Source organism: Mesorhizobium sp. M0166 (genome assembly GCF_040322255.1).
Taxonomy (GTDB): Bacteria; Pseudomonadota; Alphaproteobacteria; order Rhizobiales; family Rhizobiaceae; genus Mesorhizobium.
This window is the reverse complement of record NZ_JAMYTD010000006.1, coordinates 126,047-143,009: the sequence shown is the minus strand read 5'-3', so window position 1 is coordinate 143,009 and position 16,963 is coordinate 126,047. Positions and strand designations below refer to the sequence as shown.

Below are 16,963 nucleotides of genomic sequence, written 5' to 3'. Positions count from 1 at the left end.
GCCTCACGCCTTTTCCGCATGGATGTAGTCGACCGCCCGGCGCAGCGCCTTCGGGTCCGTGGAGCGCAGCTGATAGGCGTAGTTTCCCATGGCGCGGCTGAAAACCTCCTCGATGGCGTGATGATGGACGATCATGTCGCCATGGGCGGCTAGCACGTCGGCATGGCTGTGCACATAGTTGAGGTGCCGCTTGCGGCTGGCATAGGCGGTGAAATACTTGCCCCTGTAAGGGCCGCCGGCGGCGTCCTTGACCACCATGTCGGCCCAGGCGGCATAGACATCGATATCGAAGGTGTAATTGATGGCATCGGTCATCCAGGCGCCAGGCGGCCGCATGTTGACCTCCAGCGCGATGACCCGGTCGTCCCTGGTTTCGAACAGCTCGATGTGGAAGAACCGCTCGCGCACGTCGAACGCCTTGAGGATTTTCCTGCCGGCCTCCTCGACCGCCGGGCTGATCTCGGGAAAACAGACATAGCTCATATGGCGGTCGCGGTTGACCACCTCCATGACGCTCTGGTCGTAGCGGTGGCTGGCGGCCAGCACCACCTCGCCGTCGCGGTTGACCAGCCCGTCATAGGTCACCACCAGCCCTTCGATGAATTGCTCCATGACGAAGCTGACGCCTTCCGGCTTGTCCCTGAAGAACCTGTCGAGTTCGCCGGCATTGGAGATTTTGAAGGTGTTCGAGGCGCCGGAGCCGGAATCCGGCTTCACCACCACGGGATAGCCGACGCGGCGGATGAAGGTCATGGCGCCGGCGCGGTCGGAGCATTTGCGTTGCGCGATGGTTTCGACGCCGCTCTTGCGGAAGAACGCCCGCATGCGGCTCTTGCGTTTCAAATTCTTCACGAAGTCGAGCTTGGTGCCGAAGATGTTGAAGTCGGTGCGGATATTGGCTTCCAGCTCCAGCCAATGCTCGTTGAGCGATTCGAACCGGTCGACGCGGCCCCATTTGTGGATGAAATGGCCGATCGCACGGAACACCGGCTCGTACTCCTCCATGTCGTCGATGCGGTAATATTCCGAAAGGGCTGCCTTCAATTTGCCGTCCAGCGCATCGAACGGCGCGTCGCCAATGCCAAGCACAGTGGCGCCGGCCTTCTTCAGCCGGTCGCAGAAATCGGCGCCGTTGGCTGGAAAATGCGGCGAGAAGAACACGAAGTTCATGACGATCCCTCCCGGCGGCGAGCCATCGCACCCCCGCCGACAATCGACTCTGGCGCATTTGCCGGGCTCGGGGAAGAGCAACTGGATCAGGTGAGCGGTTGGGTCCGCGAAAGGTGACGCCAAACCGTGAAATAAAAAACCCGCCTCGACGGCGGGTCGTTGGAGCCAATTAGCACCATACCGAGATTAGTAGCATAGCTGCCGGCACAAAGCAAGAACAAAGTTGCCCAGCCCTCAACTTTGAATGTTGGCGAAAACCAAGGCGACATCCAATCTCCCCCCTTGCGGGGGAGATGTCCGGCAGGACAGAGGGGGGTGTGTAGGATCGCCAGCGTCCGGCTTAGGAAGCCCTACGAGCCGGAAAATCCAAAGGGCGTGGCTACGGTGAGCTGACAGGTCGGCGGGACAGCACCCCCCTCTGGCCTGCCGGCCATCTCCCCCGCAAGGGGGGAGATCGGCGGTTTCGCCGCCGGTGCCTACTCCGAATATGCTCCCACTTGCCTCGCTTTGCCCGCTCCTGTATGAAATCCGCCATGAGCCCGCGAGCCACCTCTTTTGCGTCCCGTCCGACCGGCATTGCCGGCCAGACCGTTCGCGCGCTTGCCTCCACCCTGCTGCTTCTCGGCCTTATCGGCGATCGCCGGGTTCGCTGAAGGAGCGCCCGGCGGTCGAATTCGCCGCTCACGCGCACGCTCCTTGGCCAGTTACAAAATTGGCACGTCACATCAAGCGAACGAAATTCTGGTAAAGGCGCCGCTCGCCACCAATCCGCCTGAAGCCGGATCCGCGAGCCGCCGGGAGAAAAGACGATGAACGCACGAGAAGATATCCGTCTGAATGTACAGGAAATCAGCAAGCCTGCGGGAAAGGGCATGCCGGACGCCGCCCGCAAATACCAGCCCTATCCGACCGTCGGCCTTGCCGATCGCACCTGGCCCTCGAAAGTGATCGACAAGGCGCCGATCTGGTGCTCGGTCGACCTGCGCGACGGCAACCAGGCGCTGATCGATCCGATGGGTCAGGAACGCAAGGCGCGCATGTTCGCCCTGCTGCTCGACATGGGCTTCAAGGAGATCGAGATCGGCTTCCCGTCGGCCTCGCAGACCGACTTCGATTTCGCCCGCTGGTGCATCGAACAGGGCAACGTGCCCGCCGATGTCTCGCTGCAGGTGCTGGTGCAGTGCCGGCCGGAACTGATCACCCGCACTTTCGAGGCGCTGAAGGGCGCCACCAACCCGATCGTCCATTTCTACAACTCGACCAGCGAGCTGCAGCGCCGCGTCGTGTTTGAGAAGGACGTCGCCGGTATCAAGCGCATCGCCACCGATGCGGCCAAGATGATCACCGACATGGCGGCAAATGCCGGCGGCGGCTACCGTTTCGAATATTCGCCGGAGAGCTTTACCGGCACCGAGCTCGAAGTGGCGCTGGAGATCTGCAACGCCGTCACCGAGATCGTCAGGCCGACAGCGGAAAACAAGCTGATCATCAACCTGCCCTCTACGGTCGAGATGTCGACGCCCAACATCTATGCCGACCGCATCGAATGGATGTGCCGCAATCTCGACAACCGCGAGAACCTGTTGATCTCGCTGCACCCGCACAATGACCGCGGCACCGGCATCGCCACCACCGAGCTCGGCCTGATGGCGGGCGCCGACCGCGTCGAAGGCACGCTGTTCGGCAATGGCGAGCGCACCGGCAATGTCGACATCGTCACGCTGGCGCTCAACATGTACACGCAAGGCGTCGATCCCGGGCTCGACTGCTCCGACATCAACCGCATGAAGGACGTCTACGAATACTCCAACCAGCTGAAGATCCCCGAGCGCCATCCCTATGTCGGCGAGCTCGTCTACACCGCCTTTTCCGGCTCGCACCAGGACGCCATCAACAAGGGCATGAAGGCGCTACGCAAGGCCAATACGCCGCACTGGGAGGTGCCCTACCTGCCGATCGACCCGGCCGATGTCGGCCGCAGCTACGAAGCCATCATCCGCATCAACTCGCAGTCCGGCAAGGGCGGCATCGCCTATGTGCTGCACGCGGATTACGGCCTCAACCTGCCGCGCAACCTGCAGATCGAGTTCAGCCAGGCCATTCAGGCGATCACCGACGCCGAAGGCAAGGAGGTGCCGGCCAGGCGCATCTACGAGCGCTTTCTCGACACCTACGTCGACCAGCCCGGCGCGCGGCTGAAATTCCTCGACCACCACACCTACCCCGACACCGAGGTCAAGGGCCGGCGCGTGGTTGAAGCGGTGATCCTCGACAAAGGCAAGGAGGTGACCATATCAGGCACCGGCACCGGCCCGATCGACGGCTTCCTCGATGCGCTGTCGCGCCATGTCGGGGTGCCGATGTCGGTGCTCGATTATTCCGAGCATTCCATGCAGCGCGGCTCGAATGCCTCGGCCATTTCCTATGTCGAGATGGAACATCCGGGCGGCAAGCTGTTCGGCGCCGGCATCAACACCAACATCGTCGCCGCCTCGCTCGAAGCCGTGGTTTCGGCCGCCAACCGCATCGTCGGCCGAAAGGGCGGCTAGCCGGGACTGCCAGGCTCGCGCCATCAGCCCACCGGATATTTATCCGGTGGGTACGCTATCGCACCATAAGCAGATGCTTGTATGGCGGCGCCAGCGCTATATGATCGTACCTCAACCTGTGCCGAATTCGAAGGGATCGACACTTGCAGCATACCACGCCTGCCGCCCCCGCAGTGCGCGAAACGTTGGAGCGATTGCTTGCCAGCGAAACGTTCGGACGATCCGAGCGCGCGCGCAAGCTGCTCCGCTACCTGGTCGAGCGCGAGCAGGCAGGCGAAGCCGATAGGCTCAAGGGCTTCTCCATAGCGATGGACGTCTTCGGCAAGGACGGCGATTTCGACCCGTCGACCGATGCGGTGGTGCGGGTGCAGGCCGGCAGGCTGCGCGACCTGCTACAGCAGTATTTCGCCAACGAGGGCGTTGCCGAACCGGTCCGCATCGCTATTCCGCGCGGCGGCTATGTTCCATCCTACGAACTCAACGCCATTCGCTTGCCGGCGGAGGCCGAGGCAGAGGGCAAGCCGCAGCCGGCGACAGAGGAGGCGGCGGCGACGGCCCCGCCCGGATCGCCACAGGATGCCCGCAACCGGGCACATCCGGCTGCATTGCTGAGCGTTCCAGCCGTGGCCCCTGCTGCACCTTCGCTGCAGCGCCATTTGCAGTTCTTCTGGCTGGCGATCGCGCTGGTCATCCTCATGCTGGGTGTGCTGATCCTTCGCCAGGGCAGCGTGGTATTGCTGACCGGCGGCGACACGGCGGTCGAGACCGCGGTGGCGACCGGCAGCATAGCAGCGCCTCCGGTTGAAACCCTCCCCCAGGTCTACATCGCCATCAAGGCCGACAGCGACGTGGCTCGCCGTGTCGCTGCATCGCTGCGCGCCGGCCTCAGCGGCTTCGATACCATCAATTTCATCGGCCGTGATGCCGACAGCCCGCCCGATCCAGTGACCGACGCCGCCAGCTTCGTATTCGACGTCCTGCCCGGGCCGCGCAGCGGCGACATCATGCTCGAGCTGCAAAGCGTGGCGACCGGCCGCGTGCTGCTGTCACGCAACCTGACCGCCGGCGACAGCGCGAACACCGCCATCGAGGACCAGATCTCCGGCATTTTGAGCTCGGCTCTTCCCGCCTCGGGCACGATCTACAACTACATCGAGCAGAGCGGCATCCAGACCGGGCTGACGGCGTGTCTGGTGCTCAACGGCAAATATTATCTCGACCAGAATGCCCAGACGCACGAAGCCGCCTACCGCTGCCTCGAAGATCTTGCCAACCGGGAGGCGAAGTCGTCGCTCGTCTATTCGGAACTCGCGTCCTTGCATCTCGAAGCGGTCACCGACCACTATCCCTACCCCGCCGACGCGACGATCGACAAAGCGATGACGTTTGCCCATCGCGCCATCCAGATGGGCCCGACCAGCCCCTACGCGCACCGCGCCCTTGGTTATCTCAATTCGCGCATGGGCGATTCCGCGGAATCGATCCGCTGGATGCGCAAGGCCTATGAGCTCAATCCCTACGATCTCGCAATGGCCGCCGCCTATGGCTACGGGCTGGTTTTCGCCGGCAGGTACAGCGAGGGCACCCCGATCCTTGCTCACGCCGTGGATATCGCCAGCGCCCATCCGACATGGTGGGATTACGGGCTGTTCGCCGGAGAATTCATGATGGGCGACATGAACAAGGCCACGCTTGCCAGCGACGGCTTGCGAACGACGGAAATGAAATCGCATTATCTGGCGGCGCGGCTGATCGGCGCCAAGGCTGCCGGCCGCGAGAAGCTGGTGAGCAGGCTGCTGCAGGAACTGACCACCAAATTCCCGAAATTCGCAGCCGATCCGCGCGCAACCTTCGTCGAGCGAAGATATCCCGCCGATCTGACCAACCGGCTGGTGGAGGCCCTGCGCGCCGCCGGCCTTGGCGGCGCCAGCTGACGTCTCCCGGCGCGTGAACGACATCAGCTTATCGCGAAAATTTTACTGGCCATCCGCACGGCCAAAGCGCAATTCAGACTTCATTGAACCGGCCCGGCTGATCCCCACATAAGACTGATCTCCGCATAAGACTGATCCCCCGTAAAGATTGATCCTCGCGTAAGACCGCCCCCGGCATCCTGATTGATCCCGGCACCAAGCCATAAAGTTTGCATGACCCCATCCCTTTACGCTGCCGAACGGGGCACCGGCCCGACAACGATTGCCTTCCTGCATGGCTTCGGTGGCTGCCACGACGACTGGCGCGACGTGGCCGCGTCCCTGGCGCCCGGCGCGCGGACCCTGGCCTATGATCTGCCGGGTCACGGGCTGTCGCTCGATTTTTTCCGGAGGCGGTCCGGCCAGGATCGCCGCTAGTGCCGTCCTTGCCGATCTTTCCGCTCGCGGGATCCAGCGGGCCCATGTCGTCGGCCATTCGATGGGCGGCGCCGTGGCCGTCTTGATGGCATTGAGCGAGCCGGAAAAGATGGCTTCGCTGGCGCTGCTGGCGCCCGGCGGTTTCGGTCCTGAAATCAATGGTCCGCTGCTGCGTCGCTACGCCGCCGCTGCCGGCACGGATGAAATCCACGCCTGTCTTGCCGCCATGTCGGGACCGCAAAGCCGGCCTTCGCAGCATAGGATCGATCTCGTCAACGAGATGCGGCAGCGTCCCGGCCAGTTACGGACACTTGTCGAGCTCGCAGCTGCCATGACCAGGGATGATCGGCAAGGCGTCATCCCGAACGAGCGGCTTGAAACGCTGAATATGCCAATCATGGTGGTTTGGGGAACCGACGACGCAATGCTGCCCGTCAGCCAGGCGGACGGCGTGCCGAAGCATTTTCATCTGCACCACGTGCTGGAAGCCGGCCATATGCTGGTCGAGGAAGCGCCCGGCCTGGTCGTCGAGGCCGTCCGTCGTAATATGCGCCGCCGCAGCAGGCGACTTCGTTCAGGATTCGCCGCTGCGGCGAGCTGATCGGTCCTCGCACAGGCGCGGCGGCGGCGCTGGTGCTCATCCAGCGAACCCTTGCCCGCCCATCGATCTCGCAAGTGCATTTTGCCGGCGGTTGTGTTAATTCGGTGTTAACCAAACCCGCGAGGCAACGCCGATGAAGGACGCAGGCGAGAACATCACCCAGATCGATCAGTCGCGAAAACTGTCCGATGCCATTCGCGACGTCAAGAACGCCTTCGCCGACCGCGACGACGTCGTCGTCGACATGCGCGAAGCGCATCGCATGCGGCTGGATATGCTTGCCGCCGAACTCGCGCCGGTCTTTAGCGACGTGCCCACCGACATGGACAGTTTCGACTTCGCCGTCTCGTCCGGCCTGCAGCCACGGCTGTGGATCGACGCCGTCAGCCATGTCGCCATGGGACGCGACCGCCGCACCTACCGCTTTCTCAAGGACACGCGCATCGGCCGCGTCGTGCTCGCCGAATCGACCGACATGAAGGTCGTTGCCGACCAGGTGACGCGCTATGTCGCCGAGCGAGTCGTCGAACGCCAGAGAATGATGGAAGGCGGCATCGAGCAGGCCGTCGCCGGCCTGAAACGCGCCCTGGTGGCGGAGGCCGAGCCGCCGCTGCGGATCGCTGCGCACGCCAACGGCTGGTCGGCGTTCTTCTCGGGCCTCGGCCTGATCGCCGCCGGCGCCCTGGTCGGCCTGGCGATTTCGCTCGTGCTGTTCTGGGACCGCATCGTCGCGATGAAAATCAGTTTCTAAAGCTCTTTGTTTTGACGCAATTCCGGACGGAAAACCGTTTCACACTTTTCCTGGAATTGCTCTAGCCATCGACGCCTCGGCCTCGACGCCAAGCTCCAGCGTCTGCAGGTCGCTGGGCGGCAATGCCGGCCCGGTCAGGCCGCGGCGCGTCAGCCTGATCCGCCAATTGTCCTTTTCACCGTCGATGTCGAGCAGATTGTATTGCGCCGGTGCATGCGAACTGCCGGGGGCCTGCCCGGCGGCAGCGACCCCGACCACCGGGATTTTTGTCTTGCGGGCGCCGATGAAGAACAGCGACGGCACATGCGAATGGCCGTGCAGCACAAGCTCGGCGCCGTGCCGGTGAAGAACCTTGTGGAAGCGCGAGATGCCGAACAGGCGTTTGTTCTGCGAAACGGCACCGCGCAACGGCGGGTGGTGGATCATGATCACCCGGAACAGGCCGCGCTTGCCCGTGGCGTCGAGCATGTCGCGCAGCCGTTCCGCCTGGCCTTCGAGAAAGAAGCCGTTGGCCATGAAGGGAGCCGTGGCGCGCGCCGTCGAGACGCCGATCAACGCAACATCGCCGCGTACCCGCAGATAGGGAAAAGTGTTGCGGTCGACCGGCGTACTGACGCCGTCGCCGGTCATCCACGCCGCCCACGACCGGCAGGTCTTGTCGAAGGCGCCCGGCACATAGGCATCATGGTTTCCCGGCACCACCGATACGTCGTTGGGTGAGCCCAGCGTCTCCAGCCAGTGCTTGGCCATCTCGATCTCACCGTCGAGCGCCAGATTGACCAGGTCGCCGGTGATGGCGAGATGGTCCGGCCCGCTGGCCTTCATGTCGGCGACGATGGTGTCGATGACGGCGTCGTGCATGTGGCGACGGCGGTTGCGCTGCCAGTTGACGTAACCGACCACGCGCTTGGAGGCGAGATCGCGATAGGTTACATCGGGAAGCGGCCCCAGATGGACATCGGAAATATGCGCGAGCCTGAACATCTTTTCTTCATAGGCGAGGCGCGCCCCGCTTTCCACTCACGGTTTCGCGGACGATGACGGCGCCGGATCCGGAGCAAGCCCTGCGCCAGACCGGATGGCCAGGCGTCAGAGCACGGCTGTTTCACCTGTACTTCGTGCTGCGGCGGCCGATGACGCTCGGCGTGCGCGGCTTGATCCACGACCGCGCCTCCAATTCCGTCTTCCTCATCCGCCACACTTATGTTCCTGGCTGGCACCTGCCCGGCGGTGGCGTCGAGTTGGGCGAGACGATGATCGAAGCGCTGACACGCGAAGTCTTCGAGGAAGGCAACATCGCGCTGACTGGACCGCCGGTGCTGAAATCGCTGCATTTCAACCGCCGCGCCAGCCGCCGCGACCATGTCGGCCTCTATCTGGTCGAGGAGTTCAACCAGACAGCACCGAAACTGCCCGATCGCGAGATCGCCGAAGCCGGCTTCTTCCCGCTCGACCGCTTGCCGGAAGGCACGACACCAGCGACTTTGCGGCGGATTGCCGAAGTTTTTGAGGGGAATTCGGTATCGCCTTACTGGTAGACCACCTATCCAACAGCCTTGCTGCTTCGATTCAGGATGACAGCATCCATTGCTCTCCAAGACAGGTATAACTAATCGGTTGGGAAAAATGGAACATAAACAAAAACGATAGATTTAGAATTGTACTATATATCTTACTTTTTACTGGAATTTATGTAATAATATTGTTTTCAACAGGATTAGTGTTGACGATGATGCTTGGGGTAGATCCATCCAGGTTAGAAAGAATTGGAAGAGGCATCCAATTCGTAATACAATTTGTTGCGGCCTTCGGGACATATTTCTTTTTTTTAAAGCGACATGCCCGCCTTTTTACTCGCGCTGAATTCTGGAAAATGGTCGGCTTCTCAACCCTGATAGAAATGGCTTTGGGAATGGCTCTGATTCTGCTGTCGGGATCATTACGCGCAATCCCGCTCCAGATGTCAGTCCAGACCGTCATGATCGGCGGCATCGTGGCGTTCCTGGCAACGTCGCTCGGCTACTCCAATCGATTTGGAAATACCATATTGAAAGCTGAACTCGTTAGAAGGGCAAAGATGGACTCCGAAACCTTCCGCTAGGTCGCCGGTCTCACGCAGCCTTCCTGAATCGCGCCCGATCATGCGGCGCGGAATAGTCGAGCTCTGGCCCGACCGGCACGATGCACGTCGGATTGATCGTCTCGTGGCTGCGGTAATAATGCGACTTGATGTGGTGCAAATTCACCGTGCCGGCGACGCCCGGCATCTGGTAGAGATCGCGCAGGTAATTCGACAGGTTCGGATAGTCGGCGATGCGGCGCAGATTGCACTTGAAATGGCCGACATAGACCGGGTCGAAGCGGACCAGTGTCGTGAACAGCCGCCAATCCGCCTCGGTGATGCGGCCGCCGACGAGATAGCGCTGCTTTGACAGACGGTCCTCCAGCATGTCGAGCGCCGAAAACAATTCACCGAATGCCTCCTCGTAGGCTGCCTGCGTGGTGGCGAAGCCGGCACGGTAAACGCCATTGTTGACCGCGGGATAAACCAGCGCATTGATCGCATCGATCTCGCCGCGCAGCGGTTGCGGATAAAAATCGAGCTTGGCATCGCCCCATTCGTCGAAGGCCGAATTGAGCATGCGGATGATCTCGGAGGATTCGTTGGAAACGATGGTTTGCTCGCGTTTGTCCCACAGCACGGGAACGGTGACCCGGCCCGAATAGCCGGGATCGGCCCTGGTGTAGATCTGGTGCAGGAAATCGAGGCCGTAGAGCGTGTCGCCCGTGGCGCCGTCCTCGGCCAAGAACGTCCAGCCGTCGGCGCCCATGAAATGATGGACGACCGAGATGGAAATCAGGTCCTCGAGTTTTTTGAGCACGCGAAAGATCAGCGTCCGATGCGCCCACGGGCAGGCGAGCGAGACATAGAGGTGGTAGCGGCCGGGCTCGGCTTTGAAACCGCGTTTTCGCCCATCAGCCGGCGTGCCATCGCGGGTCACCCAGTCGCGCCACTGCGACTGCGCCCGCACGAACTTGCCGCCGCTCTCCCCGGTATCGTACCAGTGGTCCTGCCATTGGCCTTCGACTAGCAATCCCATGCAATATCCTTTCGCGTTGCTGCTTGATGTAGGGCACCAAGCGGCGCCGTGGAAATCCCCGACGCTGAACAGATCGTCAACGGCTGCGTCGTCGAGTGCGTGCCGGGTGCGCCTGCCGATTGCGGCGGCTGAAAATTGGTGCTAGCGGACAATCCGCATGTTCGACTTTGCCGTGATCCGGTTCGACCGACGACGAAAGAGCGCCCGCGCTTGATGAAGCGCTGACTGGCGAACGCTGCCGCTTGCAGCAAACCTTTCCTCGTATACCGGAACGCAAAGACCATGAGCCTTGCCGACGTGAAATACCTGCCGGAAACTCCGGCGCATGATCCTGAAATCGAAGCCATCAACGACGAGGCCTTCGGGCCGGGCCGTTTCGTGCTTGCCGCCTACAAGATCCGCCAAGGTGGCCCGCACGAACGCGCTTTGTCCTTCGTGGCCGTCGATGGCGCAATCGTCGTCGCCTCGGTACGGATGACGCGCATCGCCGCCGGTGCCGGCCGCGCGCTGATGCTCGGGCCGCTCGCTGTGCGGCCGGCCTTCAAAAATCTCGGCATCGGCCGCCGGCTGGTGGCAATCGCGCTGGAAGCCGCTGCCAAGGCTGGCGCACTGGCCGTGATGCTGGTCGGCGACGAACCCTACTACGGCCCGCTCGGCTTCAGGAGGCTGCCGCGCGGGCAGATCTCCATGCCGCGTCCGGTCGACCCCGACCGGCTTTTGGCGCACGAGATCGTGCCGGGCGCGGTGGCGAGGCTGGCGGGCGAGGTTTGCCATGCCGACCAGGCAAGGATTGCCGCGCACATCGCCGCGATGGCGTGACCATGCCAGTGCTGTCGCACGGTGGCTTGGCGGCATAGTCTGGGTACGGAGGAGGACGTCGAGATGAACCCGAACGGCCAGATTGCGATCGTCACCGGTGGCGGCTCCGGCCTTGGCGAGGCGACGGCGCGCGCTCTTGCCGCCGGCGGCGCCAGGGTTGCCGTCCTCGATCTTGGTATCGAGCGCGCGGCCAAGGTGGCTGCCGACATCGGCGGCATCGCCGTCCGATGTGATGTGAGCGACGCCGAGAGCGGTGCCGCCGCAGTTGCGGAAGTGGCAGAGACGCTCGGCGCACCGCGCATCCTGGTCAATTGCGCCGGCATCGTTATCGGCATGAGGACGATCGGCAAGGACGGATCTCATCCGCTCGATCAATACCGCAAGGTGATCGAGGTCAATCTGATCGGCACCTTCAACATGATCCGCCTGGTCGCCGACCGGACCGCCAGGCTCGAACCGCTGCAGGGCGGCGAGCGCGGCGTCATCGTCAACACGGCATCGGTCGCGGCCTATGACGGCCAGATCGGCCAGGCGGCCTATTCCGCGTCCAAGGCCGGCGTCGTCGGCATGACGCTGCCGGTGGCGCGCGATCTCGCCCGCTCCGGCATTCGCGTCTGCACCATCGCGCCCGGCATCTTCAGGACGCCGATGATGGCCGGCATGCCGCAGGAGGTGCAGGATTCGCTCGGCGCCGCTGTGCCCTTCCCTTCCCGTTTGGGCGAGCCTTCGGAATATGCCGCACTTGCCTTGCACATCATCGAGAACCAGATGCTCAACGGCGAGACCATTCGCCTCGACGGCGCCATCCGCATGGCGCCGAAATGAAAGCGACGGTGATGCCTTGGACGAACCCAGGAAAGACGTGATCCGCGCGACCGACGCCGAGGCGATCAGGCTGGCAAAGACGCTGATCCGCAGCGCCCGTTTCGGCGCGCTGGGGGTGCTCGAGCCAGGAACCGGTTCGCCGCTGGCCAGCCGGGTCGGCGTCGCCACCGACATCGACGGCACGCCATTGATCCTGGTGTCGATGCTGTCCGCCCATACCGGCGCCATCCTTGCCGACCCGCGCTGCTCGTTGCTCGTCGGCGAACCCGGCAGGGGCGATCCGCTGGCGCATCCGCGATTGACGCTCGTCTGCCGCGCCGTGCGGCTCGAACGCGGATCGAACGAACACGCCTGCGCCGAGCGGCGCTACCTCAACCGCAATCCCAAGGCAAAACTCTATGCCGGGCTCGGCGACTTCTCGATCTTCCGGCTCGAACCGGAGCGCGCCAGCCTGAACGGCGGCTTCGGCAAGGCCTATCTGCTCGACCGCACCGATCTGGTCGCGACGGGAGCGATCGTCGACGAGCTTGCCGCCGGCGAGCAATCGGCACTCGACCACATGAACGCCGACCATCTCGATGCGATTGCCCTCTACGCAAGTCATTTCGGCGGGGCCGAGAGTGACGGCTGGATCGTCACCGGGTTCGACGCCGACGGGATGGATCTCGTATCGGGCGACAATGTCTGTCGGGTTTTCTTCCCCGAGCCGCTGAGAACGGCACGCGACCTCAAGCCTGTCCTGGTCGACATGGCAAAGGCTGCCCGATCGGCAAATTAATCACAGCCGCACAGTTAATCGGCTTGCATGGAAAGCAAGCCTTGAGATTTGAGCGAAATGTTCTACCTTTGCGAGTGACGCTGAATCGCTGGCGTGCATCTATAGGGAAAGTCTATGGAATTCGACGCTATTGCCCCCATAGCGGCGGATGAGCAAGAACGTATGGGGGATCTATGGTCTCGAACAAGCTAGTCGCCAACGCCGGAACCGCGGCTGCGTTTCTGACGCTGATGGGCAACGAAAAACGTTTGTTGATCATGAGCTATCTGGCCGAGGGCGAGATGTCGGTCGGCGCCATAGCCGAGAAGGTGTCGCTCAGCCAATCCGCCCTGTCACAGCATCTGGCCAAGCTCAGGGCTTCCGACCTTGTCGAGACCCGCCGCGATCGGCAAATGATCTATTATTCCTGCAAATCCGAAGCGGTGCGCGAATTGCTGCACATGCTGGACGGCATTTTCGGCGAAGGTGAACTGTCGCAGATGGCTCACCGGCTGCGTCGCGCCGGGACCTGAGCGGCCGGGCGGAGAACGCCCTGCCAAATCCGCATTGCTGTCAAGTCAGCCTTGCTACTGGACGCGCTCGTCGGCGGCCTGCGCAATCTCGTCCTTGAACTCGACCTTGGTGCCTGGCCGCACCATGGAGGCAAGGTCTTCGGCATCCCAATTGGTCAAGCGGATGCAGCCATGCGAAAAGGTCGTGCCGATCTTGCCCGGTTCCGGCGTGCCGTGGATGCCGTAGCTTTCTATAGAGAGATCGATCCAGACCGATCCTACGGGATTGTTCGGCCCGGCAGCGATGGTGAAGGGCCGCTTGGTCTTGACCCCCTTGAAAGCGAAGTCCGGATCGTAGTGGTAGGTAGGCTTGTGCACCACGCGCCTGACCTCTGCCGTGCCGCTTGGCGCCGGCTTCTCCTCGCTCCCAATCGAGGCGGGGTAGACCGCCAGCCATTTGCCGGCACGGTCGAGCACACGCACCAGGCGAGCGCCCTTGTCGACCTCGATGGCGGCAACGCCGGCGGGAGGATCGCCCCTACCGACATCAGGCACCACCAAGGTCCTGCCTGGTTTCCTGAGGCTAGTGCCCGGATTGAGCATTCGCAGCAATTGTTCGCTGACGTGGAAGCGCTCGGCCAACCTCTCCACCGCATTGCGGTAGCCGAGCCGCCGCAAGCGGGCCATCCTCTCCAAGCGAGCCGGAATACGCCTGGTGAAAGGTCCGCGCACATCCTTGCGCATCACCTCATAGGTCACCAGCACCGGCTTGGCAGAGGTTGCGATGAGTTTGCTCCAGGTCAGTGGACTGAGCTTGCCGTCGGGCGGAAGTCCGTTTGCCGCCTGAAACGCAGCAACGGCCTTGGCGAAGTTCTGAGAAAGGCGGCCGTCGATCAGGCCCGGCGAGAAGCGGGCGCGATCCAGAAGGATCTGCGCCTTCAGCAGCGTCGGATCGACACCCTTCGGTTCACCGACAGTGTATCGGGCCTGATTGACGGTGGCCGGATCGAGCTTGGCCGTGCGAGCCACGCCGCATGCAAGGGCAAGCGTGGCGGCGAAGACGAGGAGGAGCCTGATCATCGATGTCCTCCCAGGACCGCAGCAGGAGCCCGCTTCTATGACGCGGCATGGCCCTGTGTGGTTCCTTCGCCCGATCGAAAATTCTACATTGAAACGGCTTGGCCGAAGAGCCGCGCCGCGGGAATCAAATATCGCCGTGCAGCCAGGAGGCCAGGCAGGGCGTCCGGGCCCAGCGTCCAGTGATTGGATTTGACCGTTAGAACGGCGTGCATCCATTTGGACGCTGAGATACGGTCAGAGCTTCGGATCCGCCATCATGCCTTCCGAAACCGAATCCCGATTCGCGGCCGACGCCAGGGTCCGCCGAGGAAGCCATGAATCCGATCCGCATAGACGATCCGCACGATCCCCGCGTCGCCGCCTATCTCGACATCCGGGAGCGAGATCTTGCCGGCCGGCAAGGCCGTTTCGTCGCCGAAGGCAAGGTGGTGCTCGACATACTGCTTGCCGCCCGGCGCTTCGAGGCAGAATCGGTGCTGGTACTCGAAAACCGGCTGGCTGGCCTCGATGACGTTCTGCGCAAAGCGCCTGCCGGGCTTCCGATCTATGTCGCATCCGGCGAAATCATCGACAGGATCGCCGGATTCCACATGCATCGCGGCATATTGGCGATCGGCCGCAAAGGTCCGGCCATCTCCGCTGAGGCCTTGCTCGGCGCATTGCCCGCCCGCGCGCTGATCGTGGTGCTGGTCGGCATCGCCAATCATGACAATATGGGCTCGATCTTCCGCAATGCCGCCGCCTTTGGCGCGGATGCCGTGCTTCTCGATCCGACCTGCTGCGATCCGCTGTACCGCAAGGCAATCCGCGTCTCGGTGGGCGCGGCCTTGAAAGTCCCCTTCGCCTGCTTTGCCGACGCCGCCGGCTGCATCGCAATGCTCGACCGGCAAGGCTTCAGCCAATTCGCCTTGTCGCCGCGCGGGCAGATCGACATTCGCGATGCCAAGAGAAACGAGCGGCTGGCGCTCTATCTCGGCACCGAGGGCGAAGGCCTGCCGGAAAGCCTGCTTGCCCGCCTGCAGACGCTGCGGATCGGTATGGCGCAAGGCTTCGACAGCCTGAACGTCGCCGCCGCGTCAGCCGTCGCGCTGCATCATTTTTCCGGAGCGTAAATTTAGAGCCGTCGGGGCCTGCTCTTGGATCTGCGGAATCTCAGTCGGTCGAAGCGGCCTTCTGCAGCGCCCGCACCCGATCGGCAAGGCTGCGTCCGCCGCTCCCCGGCCGCGTATCCTCAGGCGCTGCAAGCGCCCGGGCGATCGGCGAATCCGGCCCGTCGAGCTTTGCCGTCAAGGCCACGACTTGCGCCGCCAGATCATTCATCTCTTCGCGCAATGCGGCGCTGGCGCTGCCGGTATCGTCTCCGGCCTGTGATTTCGACGTTTCGACGGCAGCAAGATCCGTCTTCAGCCGCCTGTTCTCGCGTGCCAGCGACGTCAGCCTGGCCTCCAGCCGCTCGCGGTCGGCATCGAGCTTGGCGGTTGTCTTTTCGATGTCGCCGTTGGCGGCCACATTGACCTGACTGCCTGGCACGCCGGCAAGACCCACCGCAGGCGCCCTTTCACCGCCTTTCGGCTTTTCGCGAAGGCGCACCAGTTCCTTCTCGCGGCGCTCCAGCCTGTCCTCGCGATCGGCCAGCGTGGCGAGCAGGCGTTCGACCTTCTTTTCCAGGTCGCCAGTTCTTTTCTTCTCGGCCTTCAGCGCGTCCCGCAAAGCCTTGCTTTCGGCTGCCAATTCCTGGCTGCGCCTGTCCGCCTCCTTGCGCTGGCCGCGCAGCAGCGAAATGTCGCTTGCCAGCTTCTGCAGCTCGGATTCGCGCGCCACCAGCTCGATCTGCCGGCTGCTGGATGAAAAACTGGCGTCGTCATACATGTGCTCCAGTTTCCGCAGTTCGAGCCCGCGCTTTTCGAGCGCACGCTCGGTCTCCGCAAGCCGCTCCGACAGCTGCTGCAGCTGCTCATCGCGCTTGCGAAGCTCCTCGCCCTTGGTTGTAAGATCGGCGACGACCCGGTTCTTGTCCTGCCGCTCGGCCACCAATTCCTTCAGGGCTTCGCGGTCGCGGCCGATCTCGACCAGCTGCTCGGCGGCCTTCTCGCGCAATGATTTGACGGTCATTTCAAGCCGGCGCACCGAAACCGCGAACTCGGCGCGAATGCGATCCTTGTCCGCCTGGATCTCGGCAAGCGTCAACGGCATCGAGCCCTCGACGCGCTTGCGCGTCAGCGCCACCGCCCGCCGCCACACGGCCGGAGCAATCATCAGCGCCAGAAAGCCCGCGCAGAGAAAGCCGAGGACAAAGAACAGGATCGACTGGACCAAGATGACTATCCGTTGTGCATGGCAACCGCCAAAGGTCGACTTTGCCATCTTCGCATGACGGAAATCCGGCGCCACGGCAAGAGTATGCCGCGGCAAAGCTCGGACCGTGGGATCACAGCTCCAATCGCAGT

Annotated in this window: 15 protein-coding genes and 1 pseudogene; 11 read left to right on the top strand and 5 right to left on the bottom strand. The window is 62.9% G+C overall.

Features of this window, described 5'->3' with window-relative positions; genetic code table 11:
* Positions 1-3 precede the first annotated feature (3 nt).
* The gene (locus NKJ46_RS10275) at positions 4-1,170 is read right to left on the bottom strand and encodes an ATP-grasp domain-containing protein (protein ID WP_352664575.1); all 1,167 of its coding nucleotides are present in this window, start codon (positions 1,168-1,170) and stop codon (positions 4-6) included.
* Between the two features lie 872 nt (positions 1,171-2,042).
* On the opposite strand from NKJ46_RS10275, the gene leuA reads away from it, so the two are divergent.
* The 4 genes and pseudogenes from leuA to NKJ46_RS10255 all read left to right on the top strand — a co-directional run bounded on the left by leuA (position 2,043) and on the right by NKJ46_RS10255 (position 7,422).
* The gene (leuA, locus tag NKJ46_RS10270) at positions 2,043-3,719 is read left to right on the top strand and encodes a 2-isopropylmalate synthase (protein WP_502903381.1); all 1,677 of its coding nucleotides are present in this window, start codon (positions 2,043-2,045) and stop codon (positions 3,717-3,719) included.
* 143 nt (positions 3,720-3,862) lie between these two features.
* Complete coding sequence (locus NKJ46_RS10265) at positions 3,863-5,653, top strand: tetratricopeptide repeat protein (RefSeq protein ID WP_352664571.1); 1,791 nt, start codon at positions 3,863-3,865, stop codon at positions 5,651-5,653.
* Positions 5,654-5,866: 213 nt separating this feature from the next.
* Positions 5,867-6,671: pseudogene (locus tag NKJ46_RS10260) on the top strand (alpha/beta fold hydrolase).
* Positions 6,672-6,804: 133 nt separating this feature from the next.
* Positions 6,805-7,422, top strand: a complete 618-nt coding sequence (locus NKJ46_RS10255) for a hypothetical protein (protein WP_352664569.1) — start codon at positions 6,805-6,807, stop codon at positions 7,420-7,422.
* Between the two features lie 39 nt (positions 7,423-7,461).
* Here NKJ46_RS10255 and NKJ46_RS10250 read toward each other — a convergent pair whose 3' ends face one another.
* Positions 7,462-8,406 (bottom strand): metallophosphoesterase family protein, encoded by a 945-nt coding sequence (locus NKJ46_RS10250; protein WP_352664768.1) that lies wholly within the window; start codon positions 8,404-8,406, stop codon positions 7,462-7,464.
* A 53-nt stretch (positions 8,407-8,459) separates the two neighbouring features.
* Here NKJ46_RS10250 and NKJ46_RS10245 point away from each other — a divergent pair, with 53 nt between their 5' ends.
* On the top strand, positions 8,460-8,960 hold the full coding sequence (locus NKJ46_RS10245; protein ID WP_352664567.1) for an NUDIX domain-containing protein: 501 nt from the start codon (positions 8,460-8,462) through the stop codon (positions 8,958-8,960).
* A 74-nt stretch (positions 8,961-9,034) separates the two neighbouring features.
* Positions 9,035-9,523, top strand: coding sequence for an ABZJ_00895 family protein (locus NKJ46_RS10240; protein WP_352664766.1), 489 nt, complete (start codon positions 9,035-9,037; stop codon positions 9,521-9,523).
* Positions 9,524-9,533: 10 nt separating this feature from the next.
* Here the strand turns inward: NKJ46_RS10240 and NKJ46_RS10235 are convergent, their stop codons facing one another.
* Complete coding sequence (locus NKJ46_RS10235) at positions 9,534-10,523, bottom strand: glutathione S-transferase family protein (protein ID WP_352664565.1); 990 nt, start codon at positions 10,521-10,523, stop codon at positions 9,534-9,536.
* Between the two features lie 282 nt (positions 10,524-10,805).
* Here NKJ46_RS10235 and NKJ46_RS10230 point away from each other — a divergent pair, with 282 nt between their 5' ends.
* The 4 genes from NKJ46_RS10230 (at position 10,806) to NKJ46_RS10215 (ending at position 13,457) form a co-directional block, all read left to right on the top strand.
* Entirely contained in the window at positions 10,806-11,342 is a 537-nt protein-coding gene (locus tag NKJ46_RS10230; RefSeq protein WP_352664563.1) for a GNAT family N-acetyltransferase, read from the top strand.
* Positions 11,343-11,405: 63 nt separating this feature from the next.
* Complete coding sequence (locus NKJ46_RS10225; protein ID WP_352664561.1) at positions 11,406-12,167, top strand: SDR family NAD(P)-dependent oxidoreductase; 762 nt, start codon at positions 11,406-11,408, stop codon at positions 12,165-12,167.
* Between the two features lie 37 nt (positions 12,168-12,204).
* Positions 12,205-12,945: a HugZ family pyridoxamine 5'-phosphate oxidase gene (locus NKJ46_RS10220; RefSeq protein ID WP_502903380.1), complete on the top strand. Its 741-nt coding sequence runs from the start codon at positions 12,205-12,207 to the stop codon at positions 12,943-12,945.
* A 173-nt stretch (positions 12,946-13,118) separates the two neighbouring features.
* Positions 13,119-13,457, top strand: coding sequence for an ArsR/SmtB family transcription factor (locus NKJ46_RS10215; RefSeq protein WP_292663671.1), 339 nt, complete (start codon positions 13,119-13,121; stop codon positions 13,455-13,457).
* Positions 13,458-13,511: 54 nt separating this feature from the next.
* Here the strand turns inward: NKJ46_RS10215 and NKJ46_RS10210 are convergent, their stop codons facing one another.
* Positions 13,512-14,516: a L,D-transpeptidase gene (locus tag NKJ46_RS10210; RefSeq protein WP_352664557.1), complete on the bottom strand. Its 1,005-nt coding sequence runs from the start codon at positions 14,514-14,516 to the stop codon at positions 13,512-13,514.
* A 314-nt stretch (positions 14,517-14,830) separates the two neighbouring features.
* Here NKJ46_RS10210 and NKJ46_RS10205 point away from each other — a divergent pair, with 314 nt between their 5' ends.
* Entirely contained in the window at positions 14,831-15,628 is a 798-nt protein-coding gene (locus NKJ46_RS10205; RefSeq protein ID WP_352664555.1) for a TrmH family RNA methyltransferase, read from the top strand.
* Between the two features lie 40 nt (positions 15,629-15,668).
* On the opposite strand, the gene NKJ46_RS10200 is transcribed toward NKJ46_RS10205, so the two are convergent.
* Positions 15,669-16,832 (bottom strand): coiled-coil domain-containing protein, encoded by a 1,164-nt coding sequence (locus NKJ46_RS10200; protein ID WP_352664553.1) that lies wholly within the window; start codon positions 16,830-16,832, stop codon positions 15,669-15,671.
* Between the last annotated feature and the right edge of the window lie 131 nt (positions 16,833-16,963).

What these genes read in the sequence shown, in the direction of transcription:
- leuA (WP_502903381.1), top strand. Translation starts at nt 2,043, where the DNA reads ATGCCGGACGCCGCCCGCAAATACCAGCCCTATCCGACCGTCGGCCTT.
- NKJ46_RS10235 (WP_352664565.1), bottom strand. Translation starts at nt 10,523, where the DNA reads ATGGGATTGCTAGTCGAAGGCCAATGGCAGGACCACTGGTACGATACC.
- NKJ46_RS10225 (WP_352664561.1), top strand. Translation starts at nt 11,406, where the DNA reads ATGAACCCGAACGGCCAGATTGCGATCGTCACCGGTGGCGGCTCCGGC.
- NKJ46_RS10275 (WP_352664575.1), bottom strand. Translation starts at nt 1,170, where the DNA reads ATGAACTTCGTGTTCTTCTCGCCGCATTTTCCAGCCAACGGCGCCGAT.
- NKJ46_RS10255 (WP_352664569.1), top strand. Translation starts at nt 6,805, where the DNA reads ATGAAGGACGCAGGCGAGAACATCACCCAGATCGATCAGTCGCGAAAA.
- NKJ46_RS10205 (WP_352664555.1), top strand. Translation starts at nt 14,831, where the DNA reads ATGAATCCGATCCGCATAGACGATCCGCACGATCCCCGCGTCGCCGCC.
- NKJ46_RS10245 (WP_352664567.1), top strand. Translation starts at nt 8,460, where the DNA reads ATGACGGCGCCGGATCCGGAGCAAGCCCTGCGCCAGACCGGATGGCCA.
- NKJ46_RS10210 (WP_352664557.1), bottom strand. Translation starts at nt 14,516, where the DNA reads ATGATCAGGCTCCTCCTCGTCTTCGCCGCCACGCTTGCCCTTGCATGC.
- NKJ46_RS10215 (WP_292663671.1), top strand. Translation starts at nt 13,119, where the DNA reads ATGGTCTCGAACAAGCTAGTCGCCAACGCCGGAACCGCGGCTGCGTTT.
- NKJ46_RS10230 (WP_352664563.1), top strand. Translation starts at nt 10,806, where the DNA reads ATGAGCCTTGCCGACGTGAAATACCTGCCGGAAACTCCGGCGCATGAT.
- NKJ46_RS10250 (WP_352664768.1), bottom strand. Translation starts at nt 8,406, where the DNA reads ATGTTCAGGCTCGCGCATATTTCCGATGTCCATCTGGGGCCGCTTCCC.